The 6,347-nt window shown below is 48.9% G+C and carries 6 protein-coding genes; all 6 read right to left on the reverse strand.

Annotation, left to right across the window (positions count from 1 at the left end; genetic code table 11):
• Positions 1 to 8: 8 nt before the first annotated feature.
• Complete coding sequence (locus HCX92_RS08870; protein ID WP_248290026.1) at positions 9 to 728, reverse strand: CoA pyrophosphatase; 720 nt, start codon at positions 726 to 728, stop codon at positions 9 to 11.
• 85 nt (positions 729 to 813) lie between these two features.
• Complete coding sequence (gene rplS, locus HCX92_RS08875) at positions 814 to 1,191, reverse strand: 50S ribosomal protein L19 (protein ID WP_169294585.1); 378 nt, start codon at positions 1,189 to 1,191, stop codon at positions 814 to 816.
• A 772-nt stretch (positions 1,192 to 1,963) separates the two neighbouring features.
• The gene (locus tag HCX92_RS08880; protein ID WP_169294586.1) at positions 1,964 to 3,766 is read right to left on the reverse strand and encodes an acyl-CoA dehydrogenase; all 1,803 of its coding nucleotides are present in this window, start codon (positions 3,764 to 3,766) and stop codon (positions 1,964 to 1,966) included.
• Between the two features lie 315 nt (positions 3,767 to 4,081).
• On the reverse strand, positions 4,082 to 4,426 hold the full coding sequence (locus tag HCX92_RS08885) for a DUF192 domain-containing protein (protein ID WP_169294587.1): 345 nt from the start codon (positions 4,424 to 4,426) through the stop codon (positions 4,082 to 4,084).
• Positions 4,426 to 5,253 (reverse strand): type II secretion system F family protein, encoded by an 828-nt coding sequence (locus HCX92_RS08890; protein WP_287812107.1) that lies wholly within the window; start codon positions 5,251 to 5,253, stop codon positions 4,426 to 4,428. The genes HCX92_RS08885 and HCX92_RS08890 overlap by 1 nt, the downstream gene beginning before the upstream one ends.
• Positions 5,254 to 5,313: 60 nt before the next feature.
• On the reverse strand, positions 5,314 to 6,159 hold the full coding sequence (locus tag HCX92_RS08895; protein WP_169294588.1) for a type II secretion system F family protein: 846 nt from the start codon (positions 6,157 to 6,159) through the stop codon (positions 5,314 to 5,316).
• Positions 6,160 to 6,347 lie beyond the last annotated feature (188 nt).

Genomic DNA, 6,347 nt, shown 5'->3' on the forward strand with positions numbered 1-6,347 from the left:
TGCTTTGCTCAAATGGCTGCCTGGTGCAGGCGATGATACAAATTTCTGATAACCGAGGCCGTTGCACCCCAGATAAAATAAGAATTCCAGGGCATTGAAAAATAATTTCTGATCGTGCCATCGGGCAATTTTGCATTGTGCAAACGGTGGTTGCGTGGATCCATAAGGAAAGACAAGGGGACATAAAACACCTCTTCCACCTCGTTACTGTCCTTCCGGATTGAAAACCCTTCATCAACCCAGCCCACATAGGGCTTCATCAGAAAACCGGTCCCGGTAAACAGGTCTGGCAACTGGCCAACCACCTCTATACTGGAAGCCGGAATACCAATTTCTTCTTCCGTCTCACGCAAAGCGGCATCTTTGGCAGAGGGGTCGCTTGCCTCAACCCGTCCTCCAGGAAAACTGATTTGACCGGCATGTTTTTTCAGCCGAGGGGAACGTTTTGTCAAAATAACATGAATTTCTTTGTTGACATAAACCAGCGGCAACAGGACAGCCGCATCTATATACGTTTGCTGTTCTGTGAATTTGACATTATTCCAGTCGTGCAGCAGCGACTCTGCCTGCCAGACAAAACGATGATCAAAAGCCTTTTGAAATAAATCGGGGGTCAACAATGAGCCTGGCACCGCAGACAGGTTTTCACTGGCCGGAGACCAAGGCTGAATAACCGGATCAAATGGCAATATTATTTTTTGCTGGGGCCTGATAATTTCTTTCGACAAATAAAAATCCTCTGAAATAAAAAAAGCACCTATAAATATAGGTGCTTTTTCCTTCAGGGACAACTGAATTTCATAAAAAATGAAATTATGCTGCCACTGTTTTGCGTACCAGTTTTTCTTTAATACGAGCAGCTTTACCGGAACGGTTGCGCAAGTAGTACAGTTTGGCACGACGTACATCACCACGACGTTTCACTTCGATGGAAGCGATGGTGGGAGAATACAACTGGAATGTACGCTCTACGGCTTCACCGGAAGAAATTTTACGTACGATAAAAGCAGAATTCAGACCGCGGTTACGCTTGGCAATAACAACACCTTCGTAAGCCTGCACACGTTTACGTGTACCTTCAACCACGTTTACGTTAACGATAACTGTGTCACCCGGTGCAAACTCAACAGCTGGTGTACCACCAGTCAGGCGATCAATCTCTTCTTTCTCGAGTTGTTCGATAAGGTTCATGAGAACTCCTTAAATCATCATACACGGCTAAAAACTGATACAAAGCATTTATTTTTTACGCCGTACTTGCAGATAACCCTTTACCCGCAAAGCCGCCAGAGGATGAATACAATAAAGCAGAAAATTATATATCCTTAAACGGATAAATGCCAGTGTTTTCTTATGTTTAAGACATTAAGCACCTTTTTACAGACCAGAAAAAGTAATATTTTCACAACATTCGGGTGCTATTGAGTACTATATTGGCTAATACTAGGCTAATACCCTGCCATGGTACCAATAAACAACACAAGGGGTATGGCCACTGCCCATACCAGTGCGGAACAAACGTCCATAAACATTCGACCTAAAGACAAATGGTTTTTACGGGGGTGGCAATGATGCTTGAGATTGTTTAACATGGCATACGTTTGATCATATGGGGACCAGGAAATGTCGTTAGCCATATGACGATTGATTGAACCTGATGAAGAAAGTTTACCTGCTTGCATTTATAGCCTCCTGAAAGTTCGGGACTGCCGGATATGGCATTAGCCACACCCGGCAGAAGTACCAGGACCCTAACCTGGGATATCGCAACTATGCATGCGATAACCTGTACTGTATATTTATACAGTAATTTTGGCAAGTGATTATTTTCTCCTTGGTGAAAACACAACAAAAAAACCGCCTGCCCCAAAAGGAGCAAGCGGTCTTATATCCGTACAAACAACAAGCGCTTACTTGCTATCGCGAGGATTCGGGCCCAATAAAAGCCGGCAAAACAAGCGGTTTAAACCGTTTTCAAATAAGCAAGGCTTTCCTGGGCCAGGTCGCCAGCCTGTACAGCTGCTGACAATGCAGAGACGCGAGGCAACAAATGCGCGGCATAAAAAACGGCCGTAGACTGTTTTTGCCTGTAAAAAGCTTCGTCGCGCCCCTGGCATTTAAGCGCGGCACGTGCCAGTTGCCAACCGGCATGCACATAACCAGAGAGCATCAAAAATGGCACGCTACCCATGAAAACAGCACGCACATTACCCGCTTTGGCAGTCTCAAGCACATAATCAATGCTGGCCTCGTAGGCTTGAATGGCAATGTCCAGACGGGTGGCAATAAAAGCCAATTGACTGCTGCTATTGGCTGCCTGCTTAAGCTCAGCCACGGTTTCATGCATGGCTTTGACAAATCCTTTGGCAACGGCACCGCCATCACGCAAGGTTTTGCGACCCACAAAATCATTGGCCTGGATAGCCGTGGTACCCTCATAGATGGATAAAATACGGGCATCACGGTAATACTGGGCAGCACCTGTTTCTTCTATAAAACCCATGCCTCCGTGCACCTGTACACCCAGCGAGGAAACCTCAACGGCATTTTCGGTAGAAAACCCTTTTACGATAGGCACCAGGTACTCATAAGCCGCCTTGTTACTGGCCCGGACGGACTCATCCGGATGATTGACTGACAGGTCATTGGCACGGGCCGCATACATGGCAACCGCACGGGCACCCTCGGTAAGGCCACGCATAGTGGCCAGCATGCGCTGCACATCGGGATGATTGACAATGGGCACTGGCCCGGCAGACCCTTCCAGGGCATTGCTCTGGACCCGTTCCTGAGCATACTCTTGAGCTTGCTGCAAGGCGCGTTCGGAAACGGCGATACCCTGGATACCCACGTTATAACGGGCCGCATTCATCATGACAAACATATACTGCAGACCCTGGTTTTCCTGGCCTACCAGGTAACCAATCGCCCCCTCACCCACCTCTTCCGATTTGCCTGAGCCGAACAACAGCACTGCAGTGGGACTGGCATTGATACCCAGCTTCTCTTCCAGGGAAGCGCACCATACATCATTGCGTTTACCCAGGCTGCCATCTTCATTGACCAGGAATTTAGGCACAATAAAAAGTGAAATTCCCTTGATACCCACCGGTGAACCTGGCGTACGGGCCAGCACCAGATGCACGATATTTTCTGCCATATCGTGCTCTCCGTAAGTAATGAAAATTTTCTGGCCAAAAATACGATAACTGCCGTCATCCTGGGGAACAGCCTTGGCATTCACCAATGCCAGATCCGAACCGGCCTGCGGCTCGGTCAGGTTCATGGTGCCGGTCCAGCGCCCTTCAAGCATGGGAGGAATATAGGTTTCCTTTTGTTCCCGGGATCCTGCCTGGGTAATGGCTTCTATGGCGCCATCGGTTAACATGGGGCACAAGGCAAAAGACAGATTGGCTGCATTCAGGTTTTCAGAAGTGGCTGCCGCCACGACTTTGGGAAAGCCCTGCCCACCATGTTCAGCATCATGCTGCAAACCTTGCCAACCACCCGAGGCAAAAATTTCAAACGCTTCTTTAAAACCCTGCGGGGTTTTGACATGCCCATCGTTCCAGATGGAGTGTTCGCGATCGCCAACCACATTCAATGGTGCCACCACCTCTTCCACGAAACGGGCATTTTCCTCTAGCACCGCCTCTACCACATCTTCGGAGACCTCTTCAAATCCGGGCAATGGCAAAACATCGTTCAACAAACCCATATCTTTAAGATTGAAGACAATATCTTCAATTGGCGCTTTATAGCTCATTTTTGTCCCTGCTCAATAGTTATAAATTCAAAAAAACGACCTGACCAATTTCGATGGCCAAAAAACCAATATAAAACGGCCCACATCTGGCTACCAGAAAAAAAACCCAAGTCTGGTTAATATAAACGATTTATTCTACGATAAAACTGTTAAAAATTGTTTCGATCGCGGGTTTTAAATTTAATATAAAACAATATATTGGCGTTTTTATTTTTAAAACGAGTCTGATTGACCCGGTGCGCGACAGGCCCCGCCGTTTAGGGCGGAGAGGATATCAATTCAGCGGTGTTGCTCTGGTGTACGCCAGCCATTGCATCAGTTGCCTGTCCGCTTTTCAGATATCTGCTGAAAAAAACCTTCAGCCAGACAACATGCCTGCTCCCAGGCAAGTGCCTCATCATCAGACAAAACGCCTGTTGCCAGCTCAAGCACACAATATGCCTTGCGACAATAGGCAAACCGCCATGGTTTCAGGAAAGAAATCACTTTAAGCACCTGATAATCACGGCCCAGAAAAATCACGCAGATGGAAAACCGCATGCCCACGGTATGTACGCTGCTGCAGGGCCGAATCAATAATACCTGGTTGGCAGGCCAGTTTTTTTTGCCAAGCAGGCCCTTGAAGCGCTGCCAGAAGGTGTTTGCCTGAGACAGTTGCATTAAGACAGGCCTGAATGAAGCAGTTTCATGCCGATTGGAAAGGCAATCACAATAAATGTACAGGGAAAAATACATAACACCAAAGGCAACAGCATTTTGACAGGTGCTTCCATGGCCAGTTTTTCTGCCCGAAGAAAGCGTTCCGAACGTCGTTGATCGGATTGCGCCCGCAAAATGGGCCCCAGCCCCATACCCAATGCATCGGCCTGCGCCATGGCCGTGACCCACTGACGCAAAGCCTGCACCCCGGTACGGTCTGCCATGGCCCGCAAGGCATCCAGCCGGGGCATGCCTGCACGCATATCATTAAGCGCATGCCCAAGCGCCTGACGCAAAGGTCCTTCAGGACTGAGTCGGGCTGTCTGAATAAGTGCCCCCTGCAGGTTCAGCCCGGACTCCACGCACAAAGTGGTCATATCAAGCATGAAGGGAAAAGCCTTCAATATTTGCCGCTGCCTTTGTCTGCCCCGCAAACGCAGCCAGTGCCGGGGTAACCAGCCACAAAACAGGCCTGGCACTATGGCAAGCAGCAAAGACAAACCCAAAGGCCGTGATAAAACACGAACACTCACCCACATCATCAGTAAAGTGCCAGTCAGTCCGGCCAGCAACTGCAACGCGCTCATATTCATGCAAGTCAGATTGCGTTCCAGTCCTGCATGACGCAACTCTTTGTCAACCCGAAGCCGGTACTTCCAGGGTAAAAATGGCTGCACAAAATGCCCCATACGATCTATCCATGGCCAAAGCAGCCTCAACATCCAGGGATGTGCATCCCCCGAGGGCAATGAGGCACCTTGCATGCCGGGGCGAAGCAACAGAAGCACACACAAACATAAGCAAACCCCCGCAGCACTTATACTTAACCAGAACTTCAATTTCTGCTCCTAAATATCTATGGACACGATTTTTCTAATCATCCATGCCCCGGCCACCTCAAGCACCACAATAACGGCCAGCACAACCCAACCTATAGGTGTTTCCCATAAAAACCGCATGGACTGCGGATCAATCACGTTAAGCACTAGCATCAGGCCAACGGGCAGGCTGGACATAACCCAGGCCTGCATTTTTCCTTGAGAAGTGAGCGCCTTGATGCGTCCCTGAACCTGTATCCGTGAACGTAATGTCAGAGAGATCCGATCCAATGCTTCGGACAGATTCCCCCCGTTTTGAGTCGCGATTTTCAGGACTGACACCACCAACCCGGTTGCTTCCGAAGGCATGCGTTGAGCAAGGTTGTCCAAGGCCTGTTCAAATGACAACCCCAGACGCTGCTCCCGCTGCATCAAACCAATCTCCTGTCCCAAGGGAGACGGTGCTTCCTCGACCAGCAACTTCAGGGCATTTTGCACGCCTGTTCCAGCCTGCAGCGCACCAGACAGGGACAACAACATATCCGGCAATTGGCGGTCAAACCGCTCAAGACGACGTTTTCTTAACACAGACAGCACATGACGTGGCGCCATCAACATCACCAGCCCCATCACCACAGCAACCGGCAAGCTATTAGACAGCAACCAGACCAGAATAACGGTCAACGCGCCCATTAGCACAGCCAATACCCACAACTGCACCGGATCAAAAAACAGGAAAAAATCACCCAGACTTTTTTGGGTCTGGTACTTGAAATCATGTTCATACTTCCTGAAAGCGCTCAGAAACCATTTCAAGGCAAACCAGAACAGAATGGCAGCAGCAACACTGCACAACACCAATACAAACCAGATCATGCTATTTTGCATACGCGGGGCCCATATCATTCCATAACGATATCGTTGAATGAGGCCGCATGAGCACTGCCCTCATGACGCTGGCTGAACAGCGTCGGGTCAAAATCAAGCCCATCCTGTCTCATCCGTTCAAAGCAATTGGGAACAATGCCTGCCCCCACAAAAACACCTCCACCTTTTCGTTCAAA

It is taken from the genome of Advenella sp. EE-W14, from assembly GCF_012923605.1.
GTDB lineage: Bacteria > Pseudomonadota > Gammaproteobacteria > Burkholderiales > Burkholderiaceae_B > Advenella > Advenella alkanexedens.